The 25,996-nt window shown below is 66.5% G+C and carries 25 protein-coding genes; 12 read left to right on the top strand and 13 right to left on the bottom strand.

All coding sequences use genetic code 11. The annotated features are described in order from the left end of the window. Positions 1-2: 2 nt before the first annotated feature. From HMPREF2886_RS31375 to HMPREF2886_RS31350, 6 genes are all read left to right on the top strand, one after another. Positions 3-263, top strand: a complete 261-nt coding sequence (locus HMPREF2886_RS31375) for a DUF2164 domain-containing protein (RefSeq protein ID WP_033967682.1) — start codon at positions 3-5, stop codon at positions 261-263. Between the two features lie 46 nt (positions 264-309). Further along, positions 310-1,047: a 1-(5-phosphoribosyl)-5-[(5-phosphoribosylamino)methylideneamino]imidazole-4-carboxamide isomerase gene (gene hisA, locus HMPREF2886_RS31370; protein WP_003106336.1), complete on the top strand. Its 738-nt coding sequence runs from the start codon at positions 310-312 to the stop codon at positions 1,045-1,047. 10 nt (positions 1,048-1,057) lie between these two features. Then, a complete protein-coding gene (hisF, locus tag HMPREF2886_RS31365; RefSeq protein WP_003106334.1) occupies positions 1,058-1,828 on the top strand; it encodes an imidazole glycerol phosphate synthase subunit HisF in 771 nt (256 codons plus the stop codon). 171 nt (positions 1,829-1,999) lie between these two features. Continuing rightward, entirely contained in the window at positions 2,000-2,746 is a 747-nt protein-coding gene (locus HMPREF2886_RS31360; protein ID WP_033967684.1) for a substrate-binding periplasmic protein, read from the top strand. Between the two features lie 90 nt (positions 2,747-2,836). Beyond that, complete coding sequence (locus tag HMPREF2886_RS31355; protein ID WP_003106330.1) at positions 2,837-3,589, top strand: substrate-binding periplasmic protein; 753 nt, start codon at positions 2,837-2,839, stop codon at positions 3,587-3,589. A gap of 149 nt (positions 3,590-3,738) precedes the next feature. Further along, the gene (locus tag HMPREF2886_RS31350; RefSeq protein ID WP_003096075.1) at positions 3,739-4,494 is read left to right on the top strand and encodes a substrate-binding periplasmic protein; all 756 of its coding nucleotides are present in this window, start codon (positions 3,739-3,741) and stop codon (positions 4,492-4,494) included. 36 nt (positions 4,495-4,530) lie between these two features. Here HMPREF2886_RS31350 and HMPREF2886_RS31345 read toward each other — a convergent pair whose 3' ends face one another. From HMPREF2886_RS31345 to gpmI, 6 genes are all read right to left on the bottom strand, one after another. Then, on the bottom strand, positions 4,531-6,012 hold the full coding sequence (locus HMPREF2886_RS31345; protein WP_070749091.1) for a hypothetical protein: 1,482 nt from the start codon (positions 6,010-6,012) through the stop codon (positions 4,531-4,533). 68 nt (positions 6,013-6,080) lie between these two features. Next, the gene (locus tag HMPREF2886_RS31340; protein ID WP_033967686.1) at positions 6,081-6,854 is read right to left on the bottom strand and encodes a divergent polysaccharide deacetylase family protein; all 774 of its coding nucleotides are present in this window, start codon (positions 6,852-6,854) and stop codon (positions 6,081-6,083) included. Next, positions 6,854-8,164: a proteolytic complex protein CptA gene (gene cptA, locus HMPREF2886_RS31335; protein ID WP_003096067.1), complete on the bottom strand. Its 1,311-nt coding sequence runs from the start codon at positions 8,162-8,164 to the stop codon at positions 6,854-6,856. The genes HMPREF2886_RS31340 and cptA overlap by 1 nt, the downstream gene beginning before the upstream one ends. A gap of 28 nt (positions 8,165-8,192) precedes the next feature. Then, complete coding sequence (locus tag HMPREF2886_RS31330) at positions 8,193-9,479, bottom strand: murein hydrolase activator EnvC family protein (RefSeq protein WP_023876105.1); 1,287 nt, start codon at positions 9,477-9,479, stop codon at positions 8,193-8,195. A 149-nt stretch (positions 9,480-9,628) separates the two neighbouring features. Further along, on the bottom strand, positions 9,629-10,447 hold the full coding sequence (locus HMPREF2886_RS31325; protein ID WP_033977075.1) for a CPBP family intramembrane glutamic endopeptidase: 819 nt from the start codon (positions 10,445-10,447) through the stop codon (positions 9,629-9,631). A gap of 312 nt (positions 10,448-10,759) precedes the next feature. Next, entirely contained in the window at positions 10,760-12,307 is a 1,548-nt protein-coding gene (gpmI, locus tag HMPREF2886_RS31320) for a 2,3-bisphosphoglycerate-independent phosphoglycerate mutase (protein ID WP_033977073.1), read from the bottom strand. Positions 12,308-12,631: 324 nt separating this feature from the next. Between gpmI and HMPREF2886_RS31315 the strand changes: the two genes are divergently transcribed. From HMPREF2886_RS31315 to secB, 3 genes are read left to right on the top strand one after another with little or no spacing between them, the layout of a single operon-like run. After that, entirely contained in the window at positions 12,632-13,051 is a 420-nt protein-coding gene (locus HMPREF2886_RS31315) for a rhodanese-like domain-containing protein (RefSeq protein ID WP_033967689.1), read from the top strand. 1 nt (position 13,052) lies between these two features. Next, the gene (gene grxC, locus HMPREF2886_RS31310) at positions 13,053-13,307 is read left to right on the top strand and encodes a glutaredoxin 3 (RefSeq protein WP_003096057.1); all 255 of its coding nucleotides are present in this window, start codon (positions 13,053-13,055) and stop codon (positions 13,305-13,307) included. A 36-nt stretch (positions 13,308-13,343) separates the two neighbouring features. Further along, positions 13,344-13,835 carry a protein-export chaperone SecB gene (gene secB, locus HMPREF2886_RS31305; protein WP_003096050.1) on the top strand — a complete coding sequence of 164 codons (492 nt, stop codon included), beginning with the start codon at positions 13,344-13,346 and terminating at the stop codon, positions 13,833-13,835. 58 nt (positions 13,836-13,893) lie between these two features. On the opposite strand, the gene trmL is transcribed toward secB, so the two are convergent. After that, complete coding sequence (gene trmL / locus HMPREF2886_RS31300; protein ID WP_033967691.1) at positions 13,894-14,355, bottom strand: tRNA (uridine(34)/cytosine(34)/5-carboxymethylaminomethyluridine(34)-2'-O)-methyltransferase TrmL; 462 nt, start codon at positions 14,353-14,355, stop codon at positions 13,894-13,896. Between trmL and HMPREF2886_RS31295 the strand changes: the two genes are divergently transcribed. Further along, positions 14,354-14,821, top strand: coding sequence for a hypothetical protein (locus tag HMPREF2886_RS31295; RefSeq protein WP_033967692.1), 468 nt, complete (start codon positions 14,354-14,356; stop codon positions 14,819-14,821). The genes trmL and HMPREF2886_RS31295 overlap by 2 nt on opposite strands. 866 nt (positions 14,822-15,687) lie before the next feature. Here HMPREF2886_RS31295 and ntrC read toward each other — a convergent pair. The 4 genes from ntrC to HMPREF2886_RS31275 form a co-directional block, all read right to left on the bottom strand. Then, the gene (gene ntrC, locus HMPREF2886_RS31290; RefSeq protein ID WP_003104661.1) at positions 15,688-17,118 is read right to left on the bottom strand and encodes a two-component system response regulator NtrC; all 1,431 of its coding nucleotides are present in this window, start codon (positions 17,116-17,118) and stop codon (positions 15,688-15,690) included. 2 nt (positions 17,119-17,120) lie between these two features. Then, positions 17,121-18,197, bottom strand: coding sequence for a two-component system sensor histidine kinase NtrB (gene ntrB, locus HMPREF2886_RS31285; protein WP_003096033.1), 1,077 nt, complete (start codon positions 18,195-18,197; stop codon positions 17,121-17,123). A 270-nt stretch (positions 18,198-18,467) separates the two neighbouring features. Next, positions 18,468-19,040, bottom strand: a complete 573-nt coding sequence (locus tag HMPREF2886_RS31280) for a DUF4124 domain-containing protein (protein ID WP_033967693.1) — start codon at positions 19,038-19,040, stop codon at positions 18,468-18,470. Beyond that, on the bottom strand, positions 19,037-19,543 hold the full coding sequence (locus HMPREF2886_RS31275; protein ID WP_070749089.1) for a DUF4124 domain-containing protein: 507 nt from the start codon (positions 19,541-19,543) through the stop codon (positions 19,037-19,039). Before HMPREF2886_RS31275 ends, HMPREF2886_RS31280 begins: the two co-directional genes overlap by 4 nt. 286 nt (positions 19,544-19,829) lie before the next feature. Here HMPREF2886_RS31275 and HMPREF2886_RS31270 point away from each other — a divergent pair, with 286 nt between their 5' ends. Further along, on the top strand, positions 19,830-22,037 hold the full coding sequence (locus tag HMPREF2886_RS31270) for a mechanosensitive ion channel family protein (RefSeq protein ID WP_033967694.1): 2,208 nt from the start codon (positions 19,830-19,832) through the stop codon (positions 22,035-22,037). On the opposite strand, the gene HMPREF2886_RS31265 is transcribed toward HMPREF2886_RS31270, so the two are convergent. Continuing rightward, entirely contained in the window at positions 22,034-22,438 is a 405-nt protein-coding gene (locus HMPREF2886_RS31265; RefSeq protein ID WP_033967695.1) for a hypothetical protein, read from the bottom strand. The two genes, HMPREF2886_RS31270 and HMPREF2886_RS31265, sit on opposite strands and share 4 nt — an antisense overlap. A 145-nt stretch (positions 22,439-22,583) precedes the next feature. Further along, the gene (glnA, locus tag HMPREF2886_RS31260; protein ID WP_003096016.1) at positions 22,584-23,993 is read right to left on the bottom strand and encodes a glutamate--ammonia ligase; all 1,410 of its coding nucleotides are present in this window, start codon (positions 23,991-23,993) and stop codon (positions 22,584-22,586) included. 335 nt (positions 23,994-24,328) lie between these two features. Here glnA and thiI point away from each other — a divergent pair, with 335 nt between their 5' ends. Beyond that, positions 24,329-25,783 carry a tRNA uracil 4-sulfurtransferase ThiI gene (thiI, locus tag HMPREF2886_RS31255; protein ID WP_058017722.1) on the top strand — a complete coding sequence of 485 codons (1,455 nt, stop codon included), beginning with the start codon at positions 24,329-24,331 and terminating at the stop codon, positions 25,781-25,783. Positions 25,784-25,996: the final 213 nt, after the last annotated feature.

The following is a 25,996-nucleotide window of genomic DNA, read 5'->3' as shown; positions in this document are numbered from 1 at the left end:
CCATGGCCAGGGCGAAGAACAAGACGCCGATCCTCCAGCTGGACGCCGCGCAGACCCAGGACGCGGTACTGGCGATCAAGCGCTTCATGGAGGATCGCTTCGAACTGGAGCTGGGCTCCTTCGAAGCCGAGGAACTGCTCGATTTCTTCGCCCGCGAGTTCGCCCCGTACTTCTACAACAAGGCCATCCTCGACGTGCAGTCGTACCTGAAGGAACGGTTCGAAAGCATCGAGAGCGATGTCTGGGCGCTGGAAAAGAGTTGAGTTTCCGCGCCTGTCCACCGAATACAGACTTGAACAGGGTTCACCGATGCTGATCATTCCCGCGATCGACTTGAAAGACGGCGCCTGCGTGCGTCTGCGCCAGGGCCTGATGGAAGACGCCACGGTCTTCTCCGACGACCCGGTGGCGATGGCCGCCAAATGGGTCGATGGCGGTTGCCGCCGCCTGCACCTGGTGGACCTGAACGGCGCTTTCGAAGGCAAGCCGGTCAACGGCGAGGTGGTCACGGCCATCGCCCGTCGCTACCCGGACCTGCCGATCCAGATCGGCGGCGGCATCCGCTCGCTGGAAACCATCGAGCATTACGTTCGCGCCGGCGTCAGCTACGTCATCATCGGCACCAAGGCGGTCAAGCAGCCTGAGTTCGTCGGCGAGGCCTGCCGCGCCTTCCCGGGCAAGGTCATCGTCGGCCTGGATGCCAAGGACGGTTTCGTCGCCACCGACGGCTGGGCCGAGGTCAGCGAAGTCCAGGTGATCGACCTGGCCCGTCGCTTCGAGGCCGACGGGGTGTCCGCCATCGTCTACACGGATATTTCCAAGGACGGCATGATGCAGGGCTGCAACGTCGAGGCTACCGCCGCGCTGGCCAATGCCACGCGGATTCCGGTGATCGCCTCCGGCGGCATCCACAATCTCGGCGACATCCAGAAGCTGCTGGATGCCCGCACCCCGGGGATCATCGGCGCCATCACCGGCCGGGCGATCTACGAAGGCACCCTGGACGTGGCCGAAGCCCAGGCGCTGTGCGACAACTTCAAGGCCTGAGGCGAACCGCATGGCACTGGCAAAACGCATCATCCCCTGCCTCGACGTGGACAATGGCCGAGTGGTCAAGGGCGTCAAGTTCGAGAACATCCGCGACGCCGGCGACCCGGTCGAGATCGCCCGCCGTTACGACGAGCAGGGTGCCGACGAGATCACCTTCCTCGACATCACCGCCAGCGTCGACGGGCGCGACACCACCCTGCATACCGTCGAGCGCATGGCCAGCCAGGTGTTCATTCCGCTGACCGTGGGCGGCGGCGTACGCAGCGTGCAGGACATCCGCAACCTGTTGAATGCCGGCGCGGACAAGGTCTCGATCAACACCGCCGCGGTGTTCAACCCCGAGTTCGTCGGCGAGGCCGCCGACCGCTTCGGCTCGCAGTGCATCGTGGTCGCCATCGACGCGAAGAAGGTTTCCGCCCCGGGCGAGGCGCCGCGCTGGGAGATCTTCACCCATGGCGGGCGCAAGCCCACCGGGCTGGATGCCGTGCTCTGGGCGAAGAAGATGGAAGACCTGGGCGCTGGCGAGATTCTCCTGACCAGCATGGACCAGGATGGCGTGAAGAGCGGTTACGACCTGGGCGTGACCCGCGCCATCAGCGAGGCGGTGAACGTGCCGGTGATCGCTTCCGGCGGCGTCGGCAACCTGGAGCACCTGGCCGCCGGCATCCTCGAGGGCAAGGCCGACGCGGTGCTCGCGGCGAGCATCTTCCACTTCGGCGAGTACACCGTGCCGGAAGCCAAGGCCTACCTGGCCAGCCGCGGTATCGTGGTGCGCTGAGGCGCGTTGCGCCGCAGCGCACAGGGCCGGTGATCGGCTAGCCATTCCTGAGCGCGAGTCGACACTCGCGCGGCTTTCTTTCAGGTACAGTCACGCCCCCCGCATCAGGTGCCGCTAGAGCGCCGATGCCCTGCCATAACGACAAACATTGCGACCGACAGGGAGTCCTCCATGTCCATCTTCCGTCTGGCTCTCGGCTGCGTCGGCAGCCTGGCCCTGCTATGCGCTAGCGCCCTGGCGCGCGCCGAAACCCTGGTCCTGCTGACCGAGAACCTGGTGCCGTTCAACATGGCGGTGAACGGCGGCAACTACGCCAAGGACGATGGCATCAACGGCATCAGCACCGATACCGTGCGCGCCGCCTGCGAGCGCGCGCAGATCGAGTGCCAGCTGATCCTGCGCTTCCCCTGGGACCGGGTCTACCAGCAGGCGCTGAGCGAGCCCGGCTATGGCGTGTTTTCCACCGCCCGTACGCCGGAGCGCGAGGACAAGTTCAAGTGGGTCGGCCCGCTGGCGGTCAACGACTGGGTACTGATGGCCCGCGGCGACAGCAGCATCCACCTGAACAGCCTGGAAGACGCCGCGCGCTACCGCATCGGTGGCTACAAGAACGACGCCATCAGCCAGCACCTGGTCGACCGCGGCCTGCAGGTGCAACTGGCGCTGCGCGACAACGAGAACGTCGACAAGCTGGCCAGCGGGCAGATCGATCTCTGGGTCACCGCCGATCCGAGCGGGCGCTACGTCGCCCAGCGCGAGGGCCTCAAGGAGGTGAAGGTGGTCCAGCGTTTCCATACCGCCGAGCTGTTCCTGGCGCTGAACAAGGACACCCCGGACGAGCTGGTGCAGAAGTTGCAAACGGCGGTCGACGCGCTGCGCAGCGAAGGCTTGTTGAAGCAGATCCGCGAGCGCTACTGACGCCTCGCCGGCGATGCTGGCAAAAGGCTGGCCTGGCGGCGCGGCGCTGGTTATTCTGCCTCGCTCCAGGCCCCTGACAGGATGACAACAATGCAAAGAAGCCTGCTCTTCGCGCTGCTCGCAACCCTGCTGCTGGTCGGCGGCGCGCGCGCCGAAACCGATCCCGACTACAGCATGGTCCTGCTCACGGAGAACTTCCCGCCGTACAACATGGCGATCAACGGCAAGAACTTCGCCCAGGAAGACAACATCGACGGCATCGCCGTGGATATCGTCCGCGAGATGTTCAAGCGCGCCGGTATCAAGTACAGCCTGACCCTGCGTTTCCCCTGGGACCGCATCTACAAGCTGGCGCTGGAGAAGCCCGGCTACGGGGTGTTCGTCACCGCCCGCCTGGCCGAGCGCGAGGACAAGTTCAAGTGGGTCGGTCCGATCGGCCCGGACGACTGGGTACTGCTGGCCAAGGGCGACAGCCCGATCACCCTGGGCAGCCTGGACGAGGCGAAGAAATACCGGATCGGCGCCTACAAGGGCGATGCCATCGCCGAGTTCCTCGGCAAGAACGGCTTCGAAGCCGACCTGGCGCTACGCGACCAGGAAAACGCGCAGAAGCTGGTCAAGGGCCAGATCGACCTCTGGGCCAGCGGCGATCCCGCCGGGCGCTACCTGGCCAAGCAGGAAGGCGTGACCGGCCTGAAGACGGTGCTGCGCTTCAACAGCGACCAGCTGTACCTGGCGCTCAACCGCGAGACTCCCGACGAAGTGGTGCAGAAGCTCCAGGCAGCCCTGGACGGCATGCGCAAGGAAGGCTTCGTCGAGGACATCCTCAACAGCTATCTCTGATTCGCTCCGTCCGGCCAACAGGGGGCCGGGCGGGGAAACGCCTTTGCCGGCCCCGCCGGCAATGCCATGGAAGGCCGACGAGCCAGGTATTTCGTCCTGACGCAGGGATGCCGCTAGCCAATAACGATAACCAAGCGAGCGGTGTGACCATGCTGAAAGTCCTGATCCAGACCCTGATCCTGGGGGTGTTGCTGGGGGCCTCCGCGGCCCGTGCCGAATTGCCCGCCGACTACAAGGTGGTGCTGCTGACCGAGAACTTCCCGCCCTTCAACATGGCGGTGGACGACAAGAACTTCGCCCGCGACGATGGCATCGACGGCATCAGTGCCGACATCGTCCGGGAGATGTTCAGGCGCGCCGGCATCGGCTATTCCCTGAGCCTGCGCTTCCCCTGGGACCGCCTGTACCGGTTGACCCTGGACAAGCCCGGCTACGGGCTGTTCTCCATGACCTACACCCCCGAGCGGGTGCCGCAGTTCAAGTGGGTCGGCCCGCTGGCCGACACCAGTTGGGTGTTGCTGGCGCCGGCCGGCAGCAAGATCGCCGTGAAGAATCTCAAGGACGCCGCCCGCTACAAGCTCGGCGCCTACAAGAACGACGCGGTCAGCCAGCACCTGGAGGCCCAGGGCATCCCGGTGATCAACGCCCTGCGCGACCAGGAGAACGTGAAGAAGCTTACCGGCGGGCAGATCGACCTGTGGGCCACTACCGATCCGGTCGGTCGCTACCTGGCCAAGCAGGAAGGCGTGTCCGGCCTGCAGACGGTGCTGCGTTTCAACGAGGCCAAGCTCTACCTGGCGTTGAACAAGGACACTCCGGACGAGGTGGTGGAGCGCCTGCAAAAGGCCCTGGAGCAGATGCGCCAGGAGGGCTTCGTCGACGAAGCCGTCGCCAACTACCTCTGACCGGCGGGCGCCCCTCCGCCGGCGCGGCGAGGGGGCTCAGTCCAGCTCGTAGGCCTGGACGCCGAGGTCGCGGCTGTCGTACCAATTGCCGCGGGCCCAGAACACCCGGTCGTGCGTCTCGTCGAAACCGAGCACGCCAAGGTAGCCGGCGATGTCCAGGCGGCGCCAGGATGATCCCCAGTCGTCCGAGTAGTACACCGCGTTGGCGGAGACGCTCGCCGGCTCTTCGTCGGGATACAGCCACAGCGGCACTTCGTAGTGGCTCATGGTGTTGGCCAGCAGCACATTCCTGCCCATGTAGAACTCGCGCAGCCCGGAACTGGACGGCAGGGGCCAGAACGGGCTGGGCAGCTTGCCGGTGATCTTCCATTCGAGCGCGTCGCGATCGAGCTCGGCGATCAGCGAGCGCGATTCGTCCGGGTGGTCGAGCACTGCGATCACCCGACCGTCCGTGTTCTGTTCCAGGCGCTCGACGGCCATGCCGTCGGTGCGCCGGATCGCGCCCATCTGCCAGCGTCCGCCTTCGCGGCGCAGTTCGGCCTGGGTGGTGACCAATATCGAGTTGGTCAGGTAGCGCCCCTCGGGTGGGCCATAGCGGAAGGTCTGGCTTACCCAGATCGCGGCGCGCTCCGCGTCCAGTTGGGCGACGTGTGCCTTGATCTGCCCGTGCTTGCCGTTGTAGTCGCCCCAGCTGACGCCGTTCGGCGCCAACTCGCGGGCGTAGGCGAGGTCGACCAGCAGCGGCGCGGAGGTGGCGATCGACTCGACACTGGCGCCGCGGTCGGGCGAATAGAACAGCCCGCTCGGCTGGCCGGCCTCCCGGCCGCCATCGGCACCGCCGTATTCGAAATCACCCCAGACCCAGACTTCGTCCTTGCCGTGGAAGCGCGGTGCGAGAGCCCAGCCCAGTCGATTCGCCTCGGCCATGAAGCCTTCCTCGAGCCGGCGCCAGCTCTTGCCCTGGTCGTCGCTGCGCAGCACCACTGTCTGCTCGCGCTGACCGTTGTCCTTGCCCGGGCGCCGCAGGCCGGTGAGCAGGAAGACGCTGGAACCGTCCGGCGTGACTTCCAGGCAGGCGGTCTCGCCGAGCCGCGCCACTTCGTGGAACACGCCGTCCGCGCCCAGGCGCGAGACATAGGTGGTCTCCGGATCGCCGCCGGATAGCAGCATGCCGTTGAGGAAGTTGAAGAGGTGGGGTTCGGATTCTTCTTCCCTGGGCTGGGCGGCCGCCACCAGGTCCAGGTCGATGACGCCCTCGGGCAGTGCCTGCTCGTCGCGGCCGACCTCGCGCCGGCCCACCAGCCAGGTGCCGGCTGGCGTCGCCCGCACGCCGGTGCAGAATTGCTCCATGGCGCGCTGGTCGATGTTCTCGACCTTGCCGACGGTGCTCTCGCCGGGGCTGGCGCCGCCTATCTCGAACTTGGCGCTGGTGAGGATCCAGATGAAACCGAGGGGAATCGCGCCAGCGACCAGCAGGGCGGCGGCGAGCAGGGGCATGGGAGGGGAAGGGCGGGTCATCGGTGCGTCCGTGCAGGAATGACGAGGACGTCACCTTAACCGCTGTCGCGACGCCGGTAAACCCGGCTTCAGTGCGGCGCCTGGCGCGGGTTGACGTTGCGGTTGCCGCGCTCGCCGATGAGCATCTGCGGCGGTACCAGCTCGATGCCCTGGGCGCGCAGCTTCGGCAGCTCCTGAGCCAGCACGTCGAGGGTGGCCTTGTGCGGGTGGCCGATGAGCAACGCCGAACCCTGCTTGCGGGCCAGGGCGACGCCGGCCTGCAGTTGTGCGGAGACCGCTTCCGGAGTGGCTTCGTTGTCGAGGAACACATCGCGCGAGACGCTCGCCAGGCCGATCCGCTGTGCCTCGCTGGCGGCCACGGTGGCGGCGCTGGTGCGGCTGTCGACCAGGTACAGGCCGCGACGCTGGAGTTCCTCGGCGAGCCAGGCCATCGCCGGGCGCACTGCGGTCATGCGGCTGCCCTCGTGGTTGTTCAGGCCCTGCACGAACGGCACCTTGGCCAGCGCCGCGTCCAGCCGCCGCGCACGCTCTTCCTGGGTCAGCTCCGGCCGCCAGGCGTAGGGACCGCCGGCCGGGTCCATCGGCATGTGCAGGATCACCGTGCGCCCGCGCTGGTGCGCCTCGCGGGCCAGTTCGGCGGCATGCGGGGTTTCCGGGATGATCGCCAGGGTTACGCCGGGGGGCAGGTCGAGGACCCGGCGGTCGCGTGCCAGGTTCTGCCCGAGGTCATCGATGACCACGGTCAGCAGCGGCGGGCGCTGGTAGGGGACGGGGTCCTGGCGGGCCTGGGCCTGGTTGAACAGCAGGCACAGGCCCAGCAGGACAACGCGGAACGCCGACATCAGTTGCCGCGGGTGACGCTCAGGCCTTTCAGCAGGCTAAGGGCCTGGCTGAGCTGGTAGTCGGAATCCTGCGGGCGCTCGCTCGGCGCGGCACGCTTGCCGGTGGGACGGTCGGCGCCGCCGTTGCCGTTGGCCAGGTGGCCCTGCAGGTCGGCTTCCTTGAAGCCCTCGAAGCTGCTCCGCTCCTGGGTCACCTTGGCGCGTCCGACTTCGATGTCCGGAACGATGCCCTGGGCCTGGATGGAGCGCCCGTTGGGGGTGTAGTAGAGCGCGGTGGTGAGCTTCAGGGCGCGGTCGTTGTTCAGCGGCAGCACGGTCTGCACCGAGCCCTTGCCGAAGCTGTCGGTGCCCATCAGGATCGCGCGCTTCTGGTCCTGCAGGGCACCGGCGACGATTTCCGCCGCCGAGGCGCTGCCGCCGTTGATCAGCACCACCAGCGGAACCTTGTCGCTGGGATCGGCCGGGTCGGCGCTGAAGCGCAGCTCGGAGTTGGCGATGCGGCCCTTGGTGTAGACGATCAGGCCCTTGGTGAGGAAGGCGTCGGCTACCTCGACGGCGGACTGCAGCACGCCGCCGGGGTTGTTGCGCAGGTCCAGGACCAGGCCCTTGAGACGGCCCTTGTTGTCCTTGCGCAACTGGTTCAGCGCCTTGACCACTTCCTCGCCGGTGTTGACCTGGAACTGGGTGATGCGCAGGTAGGCGTAGCCGGGTTCGAGGACCTGGCTCTTGACGCTCTTGACCTTGATGATGGCGCGCTTGAGTTCGACGTCGAACGGTCTGCCGCCATCGCGGACGATGGTCAGGGTGATCGGGGAGCCGGCCTTGCCGCGCATGCTGTCGACCGCTTCGGTCATCGACTGGCCCTTGGTCGGCTTGCCGTCGATCTGCACGATCAGGTCGCCGGGCTGGATGCCGGCGCGGGCCGCGGGGGTGTCGTCGATCGGCGAGACCACCTTGATGAAGCCGTCTTCGCTGCCGACCTCGATGCCCAGGCCGCCGAACTCGCCGCTGGTGCTTTCCTGCAGCTCGGCGAAGTCCTCCGGGCCGAGGTAGGCGGAGTGCGGGTCGAGGTTGCTGAGCATGCCCTTGATGGCGTTCTCCAGCAGGGTCTTGTCGTCCACTGGCTCGACATAGGCGGCCTTCACCCGGTCGAGAACCTCGGCGAAGGTACGCAGCTCGTCGAGGGGCAGCGGGGCACTGCTACCGTTGGCCAGTGGCGCGGCGTCGGCCGGGGCGTCGGCAGCCTGGGCCGCGCCCGCGCCGAGCAGCAGGGCCAGCGCCAGGGTGGTGGGACGGAAGCAATGCAGCATGTTCAGCTCCTAATCACGAGTTCGGCGCCTATCCCTGCGCGCGGCACCAGGTAGTGGGGTCCGCCGGGCGGCCCTGATGGCGAATGGCGAAGTACACGGCCGGGCTACTCTGGCCGCCGCTGGTTCCAACGGTGGCGATCGGGTCTCCGGCCTTCACGGTGTCGCCGGCGTCTTTCAGCAGGCTTTGATTATGGCCATAAAGGCTGAGGTAGCCGCCACCGTGGTCGAGGATGACCAACAGGCCGGCTCCGCGCAACCAGTCGGCGAATACCACGCGTCCGCCGTGCACCGCGCGGACGGTGCTGCCGGCGCTCGCCGAAATCAGTACGCCGTCCCATTTCGCCCGCGGATCGTCGCCGCGCTGGCTGCCGAAGCGCGCCACGACGCGGCCATTCACCGGCCACGGCAGCTTGCCGCGGGCCGAGCCGAACGCGCCGCCGTAGACCGCGCCAGTGCTTGAGACCAGCGGGCCCGGCGCAGGTTCGCGCGGCGGGCTGGTGACTCGTCCGGGGGAGGCCTGCTGCTGGCGTGCACGCTCGCGTTCGGCGGCCAGCGCGCGCTGGCGCTCGCGCTCCGCCGCGGCGGCGGCTTCGCGGGCCTGGCGGGCCAGGGTTTCCTCGATGGTCCGCAGCACCTTGGCCAGCTCGGCCTGGTCCTGTTGGCGGGACTTGAGCTTCTGGTCGCGTTCGCGGTAGTCGCTGTTCAGCTTGGCCAGGGCTTGCTGGCGCTCCTTGCGGGTCGCTGCCAGCGCCTCGCGGCGGCTGTCCAGCTCGCCCTGCTTGCTCAGTTGTTCGGCTTTCTGCGCAGAGATGTCCTGCTCGACGTTGGCCAACTGGCGGAGTGTTTCGTTGAAGCTGGCGAGCTGTTCGAGACGGGCTTTGTTGATGTAGTCGTAGTAGGTGAGGGTGCGGCTGAATTTTTCCGGGTGTTCCTGGTTCAGCAGCAGCTTCAGGTATTCCTCGCGTCCGCTCTGGTAGGCAGCGCGGGCCTGGATGGCGAGGAGGCGCTGCTGCTCAATGCGCGCGTCCTGGAGTTTTTTTTTCTCCCCATCCAGCCGTTTCAGCTCGGCTTCGCTCTTGTCCAGCTCGTCCTGCAGGGCCTTGATCTGTTTTTCCAGGTCGCCCATCTCGGTCTCGGTGGACTTCAGCTGCTTCTGCACGCCGCTCTTTTCCTGCTGGATGCCGTCCAGCAGCTTCTTCAGCTCGCCGATGTCCTTCTGCGTCTGTTCCAGCTGGCGTTGGGTATCGGCGCGCTCGTCGGCGAAGGCCGGAGCGAGACAGGCGAGGGATAGCAGGAGAGGAAGGAGGCGGAGCATGGGGTGGCGGGCACCTGGGAATTGGACCGGCCTAGTATGCCCGTGGCCGCCGTTAAAAAAAACGCCCCGCACCGCGCGCTGTGGGGCGCTTCCACGTATTTCAGCCGGATGGCAGCGGCGGATGTCGTCGACGACGAAGGCCACGGGCATCAGGCGGGACTGTAGAGCGGGTAGGTGAACAGCAGCAGATGCGTCAGGTTCAGCCCGAAGTGGAACAGCGTCGCCACCCACAGGCGGCCGCTCCACAGCCAGGCCAATCCGTAGATCAGCCCGGCGAGGCCGGCGAACAGCATCAGCAGCGGGCCGCCGGCGAAGTGCGCCAGGCCGAACAGCGCCGAGGCCAGCGCCAGGGCGGGCCAGGGGCCCAGCCATTGACCCAGTCGTTGCTGCAGGTAGCCGCGGAACAGCGCTTCCTCGGCAAGGGAAACGAAGAACAGGTTGGCCAGGACGAACTGCCAGAGCCAGGCCGGCGCGTGGAGTTCCGGCCGCAGCAGGCCGACGCCGACAGCCAGCAGAAGCAGCGCCGGCACCGCCGCCACGAGCAGCAGCCAGTGCCAGGGGCGGCCGGGAGCGCGGGCTTCGTCGCGGAACAGGCTCGGCAGGCAGGCCAGTAGCAGGAACGGCACCAGTGCCTTGTCGAAGTTGAAGTACATGGTGAACGGCAGGCTCTGCGGGCCGACCACTGCCTTGTCCAGGACCCTGGGGTTGGCGAAGCCGGGTAGCAGGTGCAGGAACAGGCCCACCGCGCCGGCGACCAGCAGCAGCTCCAGGCCCAGGGCCCAGGCGCGGCGTGCCGCCAGGCGCCGGCGTAGCAGGGCGAGGACGCCCAGTGCAGCCAGGGCGGCGACGGCAGGCGCAGCGAGAACTCCGTCGTAGAAGGCGAGGCCGCAGGTCGCGAGCAGCAAGGCGAGGGCCAGCAGGCGCTGGAAGGACAGGGCGAGGAGCGAGGTGGCGAGGAGGAACCACATCGGCGGAAATCCTTGTAGGGCAGATGGAAAAGACAGCGCGGGCAAGGCTAGCACGGGCCTCGGCGACGTGGCGGGAGGCAGGGGGGAGACGCGGAAAATGAAAACCGCGGCACATGTCGCGAGGCCTCGCGGCCAGGCCTGTCGGCCGATCGGCAGCGTTAAAGCGGGGAAGGTGACGTCGTGGAAACGGGGCGCGGCGCCCGGTCCGTTACGGCGGATAACGTCGCAGGCGTTATCCGCCGATGGCCTGCAGAAGCGGCGGATAACCGCGACGCGGTTATCCGCCCTGCGCGGGAGTTCGTCGTTCGCGGATCAGCCGAGGGTGACGATGCTGCGACCGGTCATTTCCGCCGGCTGCTCCAGTCCCATGAGGGTCAGCATGGTCGGCGCCACGTCGGCCAGCACGCCGCCTTCGCGGATGCTGAGCTTGCGTTTGCCGACGTAGACGAAGGGCACCGGTTCGCAGGTATGCGCGGTGTGCGCCTGGCCGGTGGACTCGTCTTCCATCTGCTCGACATTGCCGTGGTCCGCGGTGATCAGGGCTTCGCCACCGACCTTGTCCAGCGCCTCGACGATACGGCCCATGCAGGTGTCCAGGCACTCCACGGCCTTGACCGCGGCCTCGAACACCCCGGTGTGGCCGACCATGTCGCCGTTGGCGTAGTTGACCACGATCACGTCGTAGCGCTGTTGCTCGATGGCCTCGACGATACGGTCGGTGACTTCCGGCGCGCTCATCTCGGGCTGCAGGTCGTAGGTGGCGACCTTCGGCGAGGGGATCAGGATGCGCTCCTCGCCTTCGTAGGGTTCCTCGCGGCCGCCGGAGAAGAAGAAGGTCACGTGGGCGTACTTCTCGGTCTCGGCGATGCGCAGCTGGGTCTTGCCATGCTTGGCCAGGTATTCGCCGAGGACGTTGGTCAGCGGCTCCGGCGGGAAGGCGCAGGGCGCCGGGATGCTCGCCGCGTACTGGGTCAGCATGACGAAGCCTGCCAGCTGCGGGGCTCGTTCGCGGGGGAACTCCTTGAATGCCGGCTCGACGAAGGCGCGGCTCAGCTCGCGGGCGCGGTCGGCGCGGAAGTTCATGAAGATCACCGCGTCGCCATCCTCGACCCGCACCGCTTCGGCACCGGCCGGGACCACCGCGGTGGCCTTGACGAATTCGTCGCTCTCGCCGCGGGCGTAGGCGGCCTCTAGGGCTGCCACCGAGGAGTCGGCGGTGAACTCGGCCTTGCCGTCGACGATCAGTTCATAGGCGGCCTGGACGCGGTCCCAGCGGTTGTCGCGGTCCATCGCGAAATAGCGGCCGATGATCGAGGCGATGCGGCCCTTGCCGAGCCCGGCGAAGGTGGCGTCGAGACGCTCCAGCGACGGTTGCGCGCTTTTCGGCGGGGTATCGCGGCCATCCAGGAAGGCATGCAGGTAGATCTTGCCGGCGCCGCGCCTGGCGGCCATCTGCGCCATCGCCACCAGGTGGTCTTCATGGCTGTGTACGCCGCCCGGGGAGAGCAGGCCGAGGATGTGCACCGCCTTGTCGGCGGCGACCGCCTTGTCGACCGCCCCGGCGATCACCGGGTTTTCGAAGAATTCGCCGTCGCGGATGGCCTTGGTGACGCGGGTGAAGTCCTGGTACACCACGCGGCCTGCGCCGAGGTTCATGTGGCCGACTTCGGAATTGCCCATCTGGCCGTCGGGCAGGCCGACGTCCATGCCGGAGCCGGAGATCAGGCCGTGCGGCTGGGTTGCCAGGAGGCGATCCCAGACCGGCTTCTTCGCGGCGTAGATGGCGTTGTAGTCAGGGCTTTCGCTGTGGCCGAAGCCGTCCAGGATGATCAGGACCAGGGGTTTGGGCGTGGCAGTCATATGTCCGGCTCTATTTCCGCGGGGTTCAGAAACTGACCAAATTTAGTGGGAACATTGTCGTTCAAGACGTAGGAAGAGGCTGATTGATTAAACCGATGACGTCGATCCGCAACCGAATGCCGCTATCCTCGCTCCCTCTGTCCCGCCCGAGCCGTGCCCGGGCCGGATCTGGCCAGCTTCACAGAAAAGGACCGGCATTCTAACCGTGAAGTTTCCCGCGACGCCATTTCCTGGAGCCGAGCGGGGCGCCGCCCGGCGGGTTCCCCCCTGGCCGGCGCGGTCTGTATACTGGCCGGCATTTTTACGCCCTGGATATCCGTCACCATGCAATTCGTTTCCCGTCTGATCGAGTTCGCCACCAACCACTACCTGCTGGTCGCGGCGCTGCTGGTCCTGCTGGTCCTGCTGTTGCTGCACGAGCTGCGCAAGGGTGGCAAGAGCCTGTCGACCCGCGAGCTGACCGCGCTGGTCAATGCCGACCAGGCGGTGGTCCTGGATATCCGTCCGACCAAGGAGTTCGCCAGCGGGCACATCGTCGACGCGCTGAACATCCCGGCCGACAAGCTGAACAGCCGCATGACCGAACTGGAAAAGTACAAGGGCAAGACCATCATCCTGGTCGATGCCATGGGCCAGCACTCCGGCACCTGGGGCGGCGTCCTGAAGAAGGCCGGCTTCAACGCCGCCAAGCTGTCCGGCGGGATCGGCAGCTGGCGCGGCGACAACCTGCCGCTGGTGAAGTGACATGCCGCCCGTCGTGATCTACACCACCGCCTGGTGTCCGTACTGCATCCGCGCCAAGCAACTGCTGCAACGCAAGGGCGTGGACTTCCAGGAGATCGCCTGCGACGGCAAGCCCGAACTGCGCGCCGAGCTGGCACGCAAGGCGGGATCGACCACCGTGCCGCAGATCTGGATCGGCGAGACCCATGTCGGCGGCTGCGACGACCTTCATGCACTGGAGCGCGCCGGCAAGCTGGACGCGCTGCTGTCTGCCTGAAACCATTCATGAATTGACCCAAGGGAAGGCCCGAAAATGACCGAGCAAGCTACCAACGGCGCTGCCGACGAGCAGCAACCCCAGTTCTCCCTGCAGCGCATCTACCTGCGCGACCTGTCGTTCGAGTCGCCGAAGTCCCCGGAAATCTTCCGCCAGGAATGGAACCCGTCCATCAGCCTGGACCTGAACACTCGCCAGAAGCAGCTGGACGGCGACTTCTACGAAGTGGTCCTGACCGTATCGGTGACCGTGAAGAACGGCGAGGACACCACTGCCTTCATCGCCGAAGTGCAGCAGGCCGGCATCTTCCTGATCAAGAACCTCGATCCGTCGAGCATGAGCCATACCCTCGGCGCGTTCTGCCCGAACATCCTCTTCCCGTACGCTCGCGAAGCCCTGGACAACCTGGTGGTACGCGGTTCGTTCCCGGCGCTGATGCTGTCGCCGGTGAACTTCGATGCCCTCTACGCCCAGGAGATCGCCCGCATGCAGGCCTCCGGCGAGATCCCGACGCCGTCGGTCCAGTAAGCCCTGCGCTTGCGAAGAAGCCCGCCTTGCGCGGGCTTTTTCATGCCTGCCGGTCGGATCAGTCCATGGCGAAGCCGAGCTGGCGCCAGGCTTCGTAGACGGTCACCGCCACCGTGTTGGACAGGTTCAAGCTACGGCAGCCTTCGCGCATCGGCAGGCGCAGGCGTCGATCGGTTGGCAGGGCGTTGCGCACGTCCTCCGGCAGTCCGCGGCTTTCCGGGCCGAAGAGGAAGGCATCGCCGCGCTGGTAGGCCACTTCGTGGAAGGCCCGCGACCCCTTGGTGGTGAAGGCGAACAGGCGTGGCTGGCCGAGGGCCTCGAGGCAGCTCGGCAGATCCGGGTAGCGGCGTACGCTGGCGTATTCGTGGTAGTCGAGGCCGGCACGGCGCAAGCGCTTGTCGTCCAGTTCGAAACCGAGCGGCTCGATCAGGTGCAGGCTGCATCCGGCGTTGGCGCAGAGCCTGATAATGTTGCCGGTATTCGGAGGAATCTCCGGTTGAAACAGGATGACATGGAACATGCAGGGCTCCGGAGCAGATAACGGGCGGCATTCTACCTCCGCCATCGACGATCTGCGGCGCCAGCGCTGGAAAGTCTGGGGTGCGCTGGTGCTTGCCGGGTTGTTGTTCGGGCTGATGCTCGGAAGGTTGTTCGGCCCCGCTTCGCTGCCGACGTCTGCGCCGCAACTGCTGGCGGTCGGGGAGAGCGAGCAGGGCCTGGTCCTGCGCTTCGATCGCCAGGCTGCGGTTACGGCGGCACGGGTGGAGGGTGCCCTGACGTTGCGCATCGTCGCCCGGGGCGCGGCGCAGCAGGGCGACGGACGATGGCTGGGCCAGCCGTTGCGTTGGCGCGTCCGCGAAGAGGGAAAGGCGCTGCTGTTGAGCCTGGTCTCGACCCGCCCCTTGCAGGGGCGCTGGCAGTGGTCGGAGGACGGCGAAGGCTGGCGCCTGGTCGTCGAACTGCAGGAGCGCGACGGCCTGGAATAAAAGGGGGAATTCTCAGCCTGCCTGTACCGAGGTCCCCAAACGGGAGGGCGGAGGCGCGGATCGCTGCGCTGCCGCCGGGCATAAAAGAGGGGATTCCCCAGCCTGCCTGTACCGAGGCCCCCGAAATCTTCGTTATCTGCTCCAATGCAGGGGCTGTGCCAATTCTCATGAGCGCGCTGGCGGCGCGCGCGCTTTCCTGAAGGGTTGTGGATAAGTCTGTGGGCGAACTGGTGATGAATGTCTCTGGAAGCCCGTGGATCAAGGGCTTGGCGGCATCCCAGGGGTTTGTGGGAAGTCGATTGCGGAAAAATGACGGAGCGGGATTTTCCGCCAGCGATTGATGCCGATTTGTCGCCTGCTGGTGCACGCTGCCCAAAATCCGGGCAAGGGCCGCTGCCCTGCCCATCCGGCGGATAACCGCGATGCGGTTATTCGCCCTACTCACGGTTTGACCGGCGGTGCCGGGCGGGCGCCCTGCCGAGGCCGGGGCTGTGCTGCGGACGGTAGGGCGAATAACGCCATAGGCATTATCCGCCGCGGCCCTGCACAACCGGCGGATAACCGCGATGCGGTTATTCGCCCTACTCACGGTTTGACCGGCGGTGCCGGGCGGGCGCCCTGCCGAGGCCGGGGCTGTGTTGCGGTCGGTAGGGCGAAGAACGCCATAGGCGTTATCCGCCGCGGCCCTGCACAACCGGCGGATAACCGCGATGCGGTTATTCGCCCTGCGCCACGGTTTGACCGACGGTATCGGGCGGGCGCTCTGCCGAGGCTGGGGCGGCGTCTCGCTTGGCAGGGGCGCGCGACGGACCATGAAAAACGGGGCCCGAAGGCCCCGTTGGGTCGCTCATGGGAGCAGTGGCGCTTCAGTCGTCGCCTTCGTCGTCGGCTCCATCGACGTTCATCCCCAGTTCCTTGATCTTGCGGGTCAGGGTATTGCGGCCCCAGCCGAGCAGCACGGCGGCATCGCGGCGGCGGCCGGCGGTGTGCTTGAGGGCGGTTTCTATCATGATCCGCTCGAAGGCCGGCACGGCGCTGTCCAGCAGGTTCGACTGGCCGCGGCCCAGCGCCTGGTCGGCCCACTGGCGCAGGGCCTGTTCCCAGTTCGCCGCCGGCGCGCTGTCCTGTGGCTGGGTCAGCAGCTCCGGCGGCAGGTCGTCGATGTGCACCTCGCGGCCGGAGGCCATCACGGTGATCCAGCGACAGGTGTTCTCCAGTTGGCGGACGTTGCCCGGCCAGCCGAGGTTCTTCAGGTACTCCTCGGTTTCCGCCTTCAGCAGCTTGGGTTCCACCGCCAGCTCCTGGGCGGCGCGGCTGAGGAAGTGCCGGGCCAGCGCCGGGATGTCCTCGCGGCGGTCGGCCAGCCGCGGGATGTGGATGCGGATCACGTTCAGGCGATGGAACAGGTCCTCGCGGAACTTGCCGTCGCGCACCAGGCTTTCCAGGTTCTGGTGGGTGGCGGCGATGATCCGCACGTCGACCTTCACCGGCGTGTGCCCGCCGACCCGGTAGAACTCGCCGTCGGCCAGGACGCGCAGCAGGCGGGTCTGGGTGTCGGCCGGCATGTCGCCGATCTCGTCGAGGAACAGGGTGCCGCCATCGGCCTGTTCGAAGCGTCCGCGGCGCTGGGCGGCGGCCCCGGTGAAGGCGCCCTTCTCATGGCCGAATAGCTCGGATTCCATCAGGTCCTTGGGAATCGCCGCCATGTTCAGCGCGATGAATGGCGAGGCTGCGCGCGGGCTGTGGCGATGCAGGGCATGGGCGACCAGCTCCTTGCCGGTACCCGATTCGCCGTTGATCAGCACGGTGATGTTGGAGTGGCTGAGGCGGCCGATGGCGCGGAATACCTCCTGCATCGCCGGCGCCTCGCCGATGATCTCCGGCGTGCGCGCCTGGTTCGCCGGCAGCTCCAGGCCTTGCTGCTCCTGGGCGTGCTGGTTGGCGCGCTTGACCAGGGAGACCGCCTCGTCGACGTCGAACGGCTTGGGCAGGTATTCGAAGGCGCCGCCCTGGTAGGAGGCCACCGCGCTGTCGAGGTCGGAATGCGCGGTCATGATGATCACCGGCAGGCGCGGATGCAGTTCGCGGATCTGCGCCAGCAGGTCGAGGCCGCTGGCGCCGGGCATGCGGATATCGGAGATGATCACGTCCGGCTGCTGCCGGCCGAGGCGGCCGATCACGCTGTCGGCGCTGTCGAAGCTCACCGTGGTCATGCCTTCCTGTTGCAGGGCTTTTTCCAGTACCCAGCGGATGGAGCGGTCGTCGTCGACGATCCAGACGGTCTCTGATCGGCTCATGGTCAATGCACTCCTTGTTCCAGGGGCAGGAACAGACTGAACACGGTATGGCCGGGGTGGCTCTCGCATTCAATCAGACCCTGGTGCTGGCTGATGATGTTCTGGGCGATGGCCAGGCCGAGTCCGGTACCGTCCGGACGGCCGCTGACCATGGGGTAGAAGATGGTTTCCTGGAGCTCGGCCGGAATGCCCGGGCCGTTGTCGATGATCTCCACCTTGCACACCAGGCGGTGACGCGTGTGGCCGATGGTGAACTGGCGCAGGGTACGGCTGCGCAGGGTGATGCGACCGAGGCGCAGGTCGTTCTGCCCGGCGATCGCCTGCATGGCGTTGCGTACCATGTTGAGCACGGCCTGGATCATTTGCTCGCGGTCGAGCAGCAGGTCGGGGATGCTCGGGTCGTAGTCGCGGACCAGGGTGATGCTGCCCTGGCTCTCCGCTTCCACCAGGCTGCTGACCCGCTCCAGCACTTCATGGATGTTGGTCGGCGCCAGGTTCGGCAGTTTGTTCGAGCCGAGCATGCGGTCCACCAGGTTCCGCAACCGGTCGGCTTCTTCGATGATGACGTTGGTGTAGTCCTTCAGCGACTCTTCCGGCAGCTCGCGGGACAGCAGTTGCGCCGCGCCGCGGATGCCGCCGAGCGGGTTCTTGATCTCGTGGGCGAGCCCGCGCACCAGCAGCTTGGTGGTCTCCTGCTTGGACAACTGCGCTTCTTCGCGGGTGATCCGCATCAGCCGGTCGCGCGGATGGACCTCGAGCAGCAGCAGCGTCTCGTTGCGGTTGAGGATGGGCGTCACCGCATAGTCGACCGTGATGCTGACGCCGGTGATCGAGGTCAGGGTCGCTTCGCGCTTGGTGAACGGATGCGCCTGTTCCACCGCCTGGCGCAGCGAGTTCAAGGCTTCCGGCGATTCGGTGAACAGCTCGCTGATGAACTGCCCGTGGCTGCGCTGGCCGCTCACGGCCAGGAGCATCTCGGCCGCCGGGTTCATGTACTCCAGGCGCAGTTCGCCGTTGAGCAGGATCACCGCAGTGGTCAGGTTGTCGAGCAACAGTCGGTGCAGGGTATCGGTCGGCATGGCGGGCAGCTGTTCCAAGGTTGGGCAGGAAAATGCAAAAAGCAAACCAGGCGCCGAAAAGGCGCGTTTTTTCTGCCGAGGCGCTGGCTAGAGGTGCGCCGGGAAGGTTTTCGGCGACGAGCGGTGACCCGAAATGGGGACAGTATAGAAAGTGGTGCGGGTAATCGCACCAATCTGGTGCGTTGGCGTGGCCGGCGGCGTTTTCGCCAGGAGAATCGGGAAATAAGCCGGAAAATCCCGCCCACGGCGGAGTGGGCAGGGGAAGTTCGGCTAGCGCTCGCTCGCCTGTACCGCGCTGACCAGCGGCGTATCGACCTCCGGCAGGGGTTGGCCGGCGATGCTCACTCGATGCAGGTGAAAGGGCTGGCTCGGGGTGCTTTCGACGGTCATGCCGTCGCCATCGATGATTTCCACTGCGACCTGGTGGGTGCCGCGATCGAGGTTCTTCAACGGGAACACCGGGCTGCGTCCCGGCGCTCCGGCAGGCTTGCCGTCGAGCAGCAGGCGATAGCGATGGCCGGGCAGCAGCGCCGGCTCGCTGGTGACGGTGACGATGACGTCGCCGCTGTTCGCGCGCAGGGTCGCGTCCGGTTCGGGGAAGAGGATGCGCAGTAGCTGGTAGGCCGGCGGCTTCACCTCCAGCGGCGCGGTGGGCGGACGATAGCGTATGCCCGGCGGCGCCACGCTGTTGCCCGGCGCCAGTTCGACGCGCTGGGCCTTGCGCCCGCTGGGCGGCTGGTCGGTATAGACGCGGTTGCCCTCGGCGTCTATGTAGGTGTAGACCCCCGCTTGCGCCGCGCAGGCCAGGCACAACAGGAGGGCGCCGAGAGTGCGCGGGATCATCGCTTCTTCCCGAGGTGCACGCGCTGCACGGTGAAGGTCACCGGCGGGCTGGATTGCAGCACCCGTTCGCCGTTGAGTACCTGTACCGCGAGGCTGTGGTCGCCGCGGTCGATCTCGTGCAGGGTGAAGCGGGTGCCTCCGCTGGGCGTGCCGTAGGGTTTGCCGTCCAGCACCAGTTGCAACTGGTGGCCGCTGTGCAGGGCCGGGCGGATGCTGACGCTGACGTTGAAGGTGCCGTTGTTGGCGCGCAGCGCCTCTTCCGTGGGGAGGTCGCTGAGGGCAAGGATCTCGTAGGCGGCGGCCGGGGCATTGCCCGCGGAGGACTTTTCCGGCGTGTCGATTCCTACGGTATTGGTCGGCTGCAGTTCGACGGTCTGCGCCTGCACCCCGTCTGGCGGCTGGTTGGTGAATACCTTGTTGCCGTTGGCGTCGGTGTATTGGTAGATCTGCGCCATGGCCGGCAGGGCGGCGGCCAGGAGCAGGCAGCTGGTGATCAGGCGCATGGACGGTCTCCGGGTGAACCTGCCAAGCGTTGCACCGCATCGGCGCGCTGGCAAGCCGTGCATTGTGCGGCATGCGGGTATTCGAAGGTGTGCGCTGGGGCACGTTGGCGGTCGCTGTGCCCGCCGCGCGACTGCGTTCGTCTCAGCCGGCACTGGCGGGGCGAACCCTCGTTGCGCCAGAGTGTCTGTGCTTGCGCCGCCGGCCGGCGGCCCCGTTCGAAACGGCGGGTGTCCGGCTTGTATGATGCGGCTGTTTCGGTTTCTCACCTTGGGGACTGTCTTTCTCGTGCCGATCATCGCCCGCTTCACCCTTCGCTCCCGCGTCCTGGCGGCCCTGCTGCTGTGCCTTTGCGCCGCCCTGTTCTACTCGCCGCCGGGCGCCGCGGCGCTGCCGAACCCGTTGGCGGGGAGTTCCTCCGGTGGCGAGAAGGTCAGCGATGCGCAGTTGGAGCAATCGCTGAACCAGGTCATCCAGACTCTGGAGAACGACAGGCAGCGCGCCGACCTGCTGAAAAAGCTGAAACAGCTGCGCGACGTGACCAAGAAAGGCAAGGAAAGCGAGGGTGGGGTGCTGGGGCTGATCGGCGATACCCTGACCAGCCTGGAAAAGCAGTTCCAGGGCGCGAACAGCCCGGTCGCGTTATGGGGCAACCAGTTCCAGCTGGCGCGTGCCGAACTCGAGGAGCGCGTTCCCAGCTGGCGCGACCTGCCGGCGATGGTCTTCGATTTTTCGGTGGTGATCCTCCTCTGGGCCTGCCTGGCCAGCGCGCTGCTCTGGCTCAGCCGGCGCATGCGCGAGCGCTTCGGCCTGTCGGCGGAGTTGCCGCAGCATCCGAAGACCCGCGACCTGCTGCTGTTCTCCCTGCGCAAGCTGGGGCCCTGGCTGGTGGCCTTCCTCATCACCCTGTACCTGTCGGTGGTGCTGCCGGACTCCCTGAGCAAGACCCTGGCGATGGTCATGGCCTATGTGCTGGTCTGCGGCACGCTGTTCTCCGCGCTGTGCGTGATTTCCCTCTCGCTGCTCAGCGGCCCGCACCGCCAGCGCGCCCTGGATATCCTGCGGCGCCAGGCGTTCCGCCCGTTGTGGCTGATCGGCAGCCTCGCCGCGCTGGGCGAGGTCGCCCACGATCCGCGGCTGATCGCCGGCCTCGGCGAGCACACCTCGATCTGCCTGAGTACCCTGGCCAATGCCAGCGCCGCGCTGTTCACCGCCTTGTTCGTGATGCGTTTCCGCCGGCCGATCGCCCACCTGATCCGCAACCAGCCGCTGGAGCGCCGCCTCAAGCGCCGTAGCCTGCACGATCTGGTGCAACTGGTCGGCTCGCTGTGGTTCGTGCCGGTGCTGGTGCTGGTGGGGATTTCCCTGTTCGCCACCTTCGTTTCCGCCGGCGACAGCAGTTCGGCGTTGCGCCGGGCGCTGGTCTGCGCGGTGCTGGCGGTGGTGGCGATGACCGTGATCGGCCTGATCCGCCGCCGTTCCAGTCGGGTCGGCGCCGGCCCGCGCCGCAGCGCGCCGTACATCGAGCAGTTGCAAAGCTTCGGCTATACCCTGCTGCACATCTTCGTGGTGCTGTTCTTCATCGAGGTCGCCTTGCGCGTCTGGGGCATGTCGCTGATCCGCTATGCGGAAGGCGACGGCGAGCAGATCAGCATGAAGGTGGTCAGCTTCGGCACCACCCTGCTGGTCGCCTGGCTGATCTGGATCCTCACCGATACCGCGATCCAGCACAGCCTCGGCCTGGGCGGCAAGAGCCGGCCGAACACCCGCGCACTGACCATGCTGCCGCTGATCCGCAACGTACTGTTCGCCACCATCGCGGTGATCGCCCTGATCGTCGCCCTGGCCAACATGGGCATGAACGTCACCCCGCTGCTGGCCGGCGCCGGCGTGATCGGCCTGGCCATCGGCTTCGGCGCACAGTCGCTGGTGGCGGACCTGATCACCGGCCTGTTCATCATCATCGAGGACTCGCTGTCGATCGACGACTACGTCGACGTCGGCGGCCACCTGGGCACGGTCGAGGGCCTGACCATCCGTACCGTGCGCCTGCGCGACCTGGACGGCGTGGTGCACACCATCCCGTTCAGCGAGATCAAGAGCATCAAGAACTACTCGCGCCAGTTCGGCTACGCGATGTTCCGCTGGCCGGTGCCGGCGAGCATGCCGATCGACGATGCGGTGGCGCTGGTGCGCGAGGTCGCGATGGAGCTGCGCAGCGACCCGGCGGTCTACCGCAACCTGTGGTCGCCGATGGAATTGCAGGGCGTAGAGAGTTTCGACAACGGCCAGGCGATCCTGCGCTTCCGCTTCAAGACCGCGCCGATCAAGCAGTGGGAGGTCCAGCGGGCGTTCAACCTGCGCCTGCGTCGGCGCCTCGACCAGGCCGGCCTCGAACTGTCCATGCCGCGTCTCAACGTACAGTTGAGCCGGGCGCCCAAGGCGAAATCCGCGGAACCGGACGAGCAGGGCACGCCGGCGGACGGCGGCATCTAGCGCGACAGGATGACCCGGCAGATGCGGCGCATGTCGCGGTCGTCGATGCCGTCGCATTGCCACGACGCACGCGATACCACGGCCCGGCACTGGCGGCGCATGTCGCGGCTGTCGATGTCGTCGCAGCGCTTGCGGTCGCCGCGGACGATGGCGCGGCACTGGCGGCGCGTGTCGCCGTCGCGGATGTCGTCGCAGTCGTAGCGCTGTCCCGGCGCCAGCAGCGCGCCGCAGTAACGCCGCAGGTCGCGGCTGTCGATGTCGCCGCAATCCCCGCTGTCGCCGCGTTCCAGTGCGTTGCACATGCGCCGCAGGTCGCGGTCGTGGATATCGCGGCATTCGGTGGCGGCCTGGGCGGGCAGGCTGAGGACGGCGGCAAGCAGGAGCCAGGGAGAGTGACGCATGGACGGTCCTTATCCTTGGGGCGGGGAGTGCGGCAAGTCTAACCGAACGGCGCGGCGAACTTTGCTTCTCCATGGGCCGGCCGATAAAAAAGGCCTCCCGAAGGAGGCCTCAAGAGGGTGACTCGTTGTTATAGGAAAGGGTGGATCAGACGCTGTAGTACAGGTCGTATTCCAGCGGGTGCACGAAGGTGCGCACCTTGATCTCTTCTTCGCTCTTCAGCTCGATGTAGGCATCGATGAACTCGTCGGTGAATACGCCGCCCTTGGTCAGGAACGCGCGGCCCTTGTCGAGTTCTTCCAGCGCCTCTTTCAGGCTGCCGCAAACCTGCGGGATTTCCTTCGCCTCTTCCGGCGGCAGGTCGTACAGGTTCTTGTCGGCGGCATCGCCGGGGTGGATCTTGTTCTGGATGCCGTCCAGGCCGGCCATCAGCAGCGCGGCGAAGGCCAGGTAGGGGTTGGCTGCCGGGTCCGGGAAGCGCGCTTCGATACGGCGGGCCTTCGGGCTGGATACGTAGGGGATACGGATCGAGGCGGAACGGTTGCGCGCCGAGTAGGCCAGCATCACCGGAGCTTCGAAGCCCGGGACCAGGCGCTTGTAGGAGTTGGTCGAGGGGTTGGTGAAGCCGTTCAGGGCCTTGCCGTGCTTGATGATGCCGCCGATGAAGTACAGGGCGGTCTCGGACAGGCCGGCATAGCCTTCGCCGGCGAAGGTGTTCTTGCCGTCCTTGGAGATCGACATGTGCACGTGCATGCCCGAGCCGTTGTCGCCGTACAGCGGCTTCGGCATGAAGGTCACGGTCTTGCCGTAGGCGTCGGCGACGTTGTGCACGCAGTACTTCAGGGTCTGCACTTCGTCGGCCTTGGCGACCAGGGTGTTGAACTTCACGCCGATCTCGTTCTGGCCGGCGGTTGCCACTTCGTGGTGGTGGACTTCGACCACCAGGCCCATTTCTTCCAGGGCGTTGCACATGGCGGTGCGGATTTCATGGTCGTGGTCGACCGGCGGTACCGGGAAGTAGCCGCCCTTCACGCCCGGGCGATGGCCCTTGTTGCCGGACTCGATGTCGGCGTCGGTGTTCCAGGAAGCCTGCTCGGAGAAGATCTTGAACATCGAGCCGGAGATGTCGGACTTGAACTTCACTTCGTCGAAGATGAAGAACTCCGGTTCCGGGCCGACGAACACGGTGTCGCCGATGCCGGTGGACTTCAGGTACTCCTCGGCACGCTTGGCGATGTTGCGCGGGTCGCGCTCGTAGCCTTGCATGGTGCTCGGCTCGATGATGTCGCAGACCAGGATCAGGGTCGGCTCTTCGGTGAACGGATCGAGGACGGCGGTGCTGTCGTCCGGCATCAGGATCATGTCGGAGGCTTCGATGCCTTTCCAGCCGGCGATGGAGGAGCCGTCGAACATCTTGCCGGCTTCGAAGAACTCATCGTCCAGCGCGTCGCGAGCCGGCATGGTGACGTGTTGCTGCTTGCCCTTGGTATCGGTGAAGCGCAGGTCTACCCACTTCACGTCATGGTCTTTGATCAGTTGGTGCGACTTGTACGACATGCTGTCCTCCAGGAGGGATTAGAGCTGGGAGCTTTTCTGTGCCCCAGTATCGGGTGATGCCGGCCGGAATACTCCGCCAGGGCAACCTGCCTCACAAGTGAGCAAGTTGCGTGCCAGTGCCCGGAATCGGGCAGGGCCCCATGTTTGGCGGGGCCAGGTCTTCTTCAGGGTAGCTGGGCGGCCTTCGGGTGCACCGTTATGGTGCTCCATGTTGGTGCATCATTCCATTTTGGTGCAGCAAAAATAACTGTGCATATTTCTGCTCAATACGTGAGCAATTTCAGATATAATTCCGCCCCTTTTTTTCCGTCGCCCCGCGCGTTCGCGTCCCTCGCATGAAACTCATCGTCAAGACCTTCCAGGAAATCACCATCAAGAGCCGGCCGGTGCGCAAGCGCTTCATCCGGCAGTTGGCGAAGAACATCCGCGCGGTGCTGCGCGACCTGGACCCGGAGCTGAAGGTCGAGGGCGAGTGGGACAACCTGGAGGTTGAGACCGCCGTGGTCGACGCCAAGGCCAGGCGCGAGATGATCGAGCGCCTGACCTGCACGCCGGGCATCGGTCATTTCCTCGAGGTCCACGAGTATCCGCTGGGCGATTTCGACGACATCCTCGCCAAGTGCAAGGCGCACTTCGGCGACCAGTTGGCCGGCAAGACCTTCGCCGTGCGCTGCAAGCGCGCCGGCAAGCACGCGTTCACCTCGATGGAGGTGGAGCGTTACGTCGGCAGCGGCCTGCGCCGCGAATGCGGGGCTGCCGGGATCGACCTGAAGCAGCCGGAAGTCGAGGTGCGGATGGAAATCCGCCTCGACCGCCTGTTCGTCGTCCATCGCCAGCATCCGGGCCTGGGCGGCTATCCACTGGGCGCGCTGGAGCAGGTGCTGGTGCTGATGTCCGGCGGCTTCGACTCGACCGTGGCGGCCTACCAGATGATGCGCCGCGGGATGATCAGCCACTTCGTGTTCTTCAACCTCGGCGGGCGCGCCCACGAACTGGGGGTGATGGAAGTCGCCCACTACCTGTGGGAGAAGTACGGCCGCTCGCAGCGCGTGCTGTTCGTCAGCGTGCCGTTCGAGGAAGTGGTCGGCGAGATCCTCACCAAGGTCGACGACAGCTATATGGGCGTGACCCTCAAGCGCATGATGCTGCGCGCCGCCAGCCGCGTGGCCGAGCGCCTGGAGCTGGACGCGCTGGTGACCGGCGAGGCGATCTCCCAGGTGTCCAGCCAGACTCTGCCGAACCTCTCGGTGATCGACCGGGTTACTGACACCCTGGTGCTGCGCCCGCTGATCGTCAGCCACAAGCAGGACATCATCGACACCGCCCGGCAGATCGGCACCGCCGAGTTCGCCCGGCACATGCCCGAATACTGCGGGGTGATCTCGGTGAACCCGACCACCCAGGCCAAGCCCTACCGCGTCGAGCACGAAGAGTCGAAATTCGACATGGCGGTGCTCGAGCGCGCCCTGGAGCGCGCCACCCAGCGCACCGTCGACCGGGTGATCGACGAACTCGGCCAGGACCTGCAGGTGGAAGAGGTCGGCGAGGTACTGCCCGGTCAGATTGTCATCGATATCCGCCATCCTGATGCCCAGGAAGACGAACCCCTGGCCCTGGAAGGCGTCGAAGTCCAGGCGCTGCCGTTCTACGCGATCAACAGCCGCTTCAAGGAGCTGGACGCCAATCGCCAGTACCTGCTGTATTGCGACAAAGGGGTGATGAGCCGCCTGCATGCCCATCACCTGCTCAACGAGGGGCACACCAATGTGCGTGTTTATCGTCCGGCTTAAGCAGCCGGGTTTGTTCGGCGGCAGCATCCGCCACCGTCCTCCCGACACGTCCGCCGCCTAGGCCGATGCCCGCCCTTCGGCGTGCCGGCCGGACCGGGGCAGCGTCCGCCTGCTGCCCGCCCCTTAATTGAAGAAGCCTGTCGTGTCGGGCGCCGCCCTGTCCGACCCCACCACCGCCGCGAAGCCGCGCTTCGGGCGTTAAACGAGACAAGA

The sequence above is a fragment of the Pseudomonas sp. HMSC066A08 genome, from assembly GCF_001813025.1.
GTDB classification, from domain to species: Bacteria; Pseudomonadota; Gammaproteobacteria; order Pseudomonadales; family Pseudomonadaceae; genus Pseudomonas; species Pseudomonas aeruginosa.
The sequence above is the reverse complement of the archived record's forward strand: the minus strand, read 5'-3'. Positions and strand labels throughout refer to the sequence as shown.

Excerpts from the sequence above, each read along its gene's own strand:
- HMPREF2886_RS31375 (WP_033967682.1), top strand. The coding sequence starts at position 3 with ATGGCCAGGGCGAAGAACAAGACGCCGATCCTCCAGCTGGACGCCGCG.
- hisA (WP_003106336.1), top strand. The coding sequence starts at position 310 with ATGCTGATCATTCCCGCGATCGACTTGAAAGACGGCGCCTGCGTGCGT.
- hisF (WP_003106334.1), top strand. The coding sequence starts at position 1,058 with ATGGCACTGGCAAAACGCATCATCCCCTGCCTCGACGTGGACAATGGC.
- HMPREF2886_RS31360 (WP_033967684.1), top strand. The coding sequence starts at position 2,000 with ATGTCCATCTTCCGTCTGGCTCTCGGCTGCGTCGGCAGCCTGGCCCTG.
- HMPREF2886_RS31355 (WP_003106330.1), top strand. The coding sequence starts at position 2,837 with ATGCAAAGAAGCCTGCTCTTCGCGCTGCTCGCAACCCTGCTGCTGGTC.
- HMPREF2886_RS31350 (WP_003096075.1), top strand. The coding sequence starts at position 3,739 with ATGCTGAAAGTCCTGATCCAGACCCTGATCCTGGGGGTGTTGCTGGGG.
- HMPREF2886_RS31345 (WP_070749091.1), bottom strand. The coding sequence starts at position 6,012 with ATGACCCGCCCTTCCCCTCCCATGCCCCTGCTCGCCGCCGCCCTGCTG.
- HMPREF2886_RS31340 (WP_033967686.1), bottom strand. The coding sequence starts at position 6,854 with ATGTCGGCGTTCCGCGTTGTCCTGCTGGGCCTGTGCCTGCTGTTCAAC.
- cptA (WP_003096067.1), bottom strand. The coding sequence starts at position 8,164 with ATGCTGCATTGCTTCCGTCCCACCACCCTGGCGCTGGCCCTGCTGCTC.
- HMPREF2886_RS31330 (WP_023876105.1), bottom strand. The coding sequence starts at position 9,479 with ATGCTCCGCCTCCTTCCTCTCCTGCTATCCCTCGCCTGTCTCGCTCCG.
- HMPREF2886_RS31325 (WP_033977075.1), bottom strand. The coding sequence starts at position 10,447 with ATGTGGTTCCTCCTCGCCACCTCGCTCCTCGCCCTGTCCTTCCAGCGC.
- gpmI (WP_033977073.1), bottom strand. The coding sequence starts at position 12,307 with ATGACTGCCACGCCCAAACCCCTGGTCCTGATCATCCTGGACGGCTTC.
- HMPREF2886_RS31315 (WP_033967689.1), top strand. The coding sequence starts at position 12,632 with ATGCAATTCGTTTCCCGTCTGATCGAGTTCGCCACCAACCACTACCTG.
- grxC (WP_003096057.1), top strand. The coding sequence starts at position 13,053 with ATGCCGCCCGTCGTGATCTACACCACCGCCTGGTGTCCGTACTGCATC.
- secB (WP_003096050.1), top strand. The coding sequence starts at position 13,344 with ATGACCGAGCAAGCTACCAACGGCGCTGCCGACGAGCAGCAACCCCAG.
- HMPREF2886_RS31295 (WP_033967692.1), top strand. The coding sequence starts at position 14,354 with ATGCAGGGCTCCGGAGCAGATAACGGGCGGCATTCTACCTCCGCCATC.
- trmL (WP_033967691.1), bottom strand. The coding sequence starts at position 14,355 with ATGTTCCATGTCATCCTGTTTCAACCGGAGATTCCTCCGAATACCGGC.
- ntrC (WP_003104661.1), bottom strand. The coding sequence starts at position 17,118 with ATGAGCCGATCAGAGACCGTCTGGATCGTCGACGACGACCGCTCCATC.
- ntrB (WP_003096033.1), bottom strand. The coding sequence starts at position 18,197 with ATGCCGACCGATACCCTGCACCGACTGTTGCTCGACAACCTGACCACT.
- HMPREF2886_RS31280 (WP_033967693.1), bottom strand. The coding sequence starts at position 19,040 with ATGATCCCGCGCACTCTCGGCGCCCTCCTGTTGTGCCTGGCCTGCGCG.
- HMPREF2886_RS31275 (WP_070749089.1), bottom strand. The coding sequence starts at position 19,543 with ATGCGCCTGATCACCAGCTGCCTGCTCCTGGCCGCCGCCCTGCCGGCC.
- HMPREF2886_RS31265 (WP_033967695.1), bottom strand. The coding sequence starts at position 22,438 with ATGCGTCACTCTCCCTGGCTCCTGCTTGCCGCCGTCCTCAGCCTGCCC.
- glnA (WP_003096016.1), bottom strand. The coding sequence starts at position 23,993 with ATGTCGTACAAGTCGCACCAACTGATCAAAGACCATGACGTGAAGTGG.
- thiI (WP_058017722.1), top strand. The coding sequence starts at position 24,329 with ATGAAACTCATCGTCAAGACCTTCCAGGAAATCACCATCAAGAGCCGG.